The organism is Arenimonas malthae CC-JY-1 (assembly GCF_000747075.1).
GTDB lineage: Bacteria > Pseudomonadota > Gammaproteobacteria > Xanthomonadales > Xanthomonadaceae > Arenimonas > Arenimonas malthae.
Genome location: NZ_AVCH01000121.1, coordinates 1 through 726, shown reverse-complemented (window position 1 = coordinate 726; position 726 = coordinate 1). Strand labels below are relative to the sequence as shown.

Genomic DNA, 726 nt, shown 5'->3' with positions numbered 1-726 from the left:
CGTCGGGGCCGCGGTGCAGTTCCACCGCCAGCCAGCAGCGGCCGGGGAAGCGGTCGCGCAGCCAGGCGCCTTCGCCCTCGTCGGGCGCGGCGCCCGGCAGCCACAGCGCCAGCAGCCCGGCGGTGTCGCCCCCGAGGTCGGCGCGCGCCAGCCGGTATTCGCCCTTGGCGCTGCGCCGGCGGCCGGTGGTGAGCAGTTCGCACAGGCGCCGGTAGCCGGTGTCGTCTTCCACCAGCAGCACGCAGCGCAGGCCGTCGTCGAGCCGGATTTCACTGCCGACGATGAGCGGCAGGCCGGTGGCCTTCGACGCCTCCCAGGCCCGCACGATGCCGGCCAGCGTGGCTTCGTCGGTGATCGCCAGCGCGGCGTATCCCTGCTGCTTCGCACGCTCGAACAGTTCGCGCGCGCCCGACGCCCCGCGCCCGAAGCTGAAGTGGCTCAGGCAGTGCAGTTCGGCATAACCCGGCAGGCTCACGCGAACCAGCCGTGCAGCATGAACGGCCCGTGTTCGCCGGCCGCGCAGAACACCCAGGCGCGCTGGCCGGCGGCGGTTTCGGCGACGTAATAATCGCGGCGCACGTCGTCGCCGTCCCACCAGCCCGATTCGATGCGCTCGGGCCCGGCCAGCAGCCGCGGCGCCGGGCCGCGCAGCGGGATGGGGCGTTCGAGCAGCCAGGTGGGGCGCGGCAGCGGCGGCGGCGCCAGGAAGCGCCCGCGCAGTTCGCG

At 74.9% G+C, this 726-nt stretch carries 1 protein-coding gene and 1 pseudogene; both read right to left on the bottom strand.

What is annotated here, in order from left to right; genetic code table 11:
• The coding region (locus N790_RS05730) for a PHP domain-containing protein (RefSeq protein WP_156969957.1) at positions 1 to 469 on the bottom strand (469 nt) is incomplete at its 3' end.
• A gap of 2 nt (positions 470 to 471) precedes the next feature.
• A pseudogene (locus N790_RS16345) lies at positions 472 to 726 on the bottom strand (Y-family DNA polymerase); the annotation flags it as partial.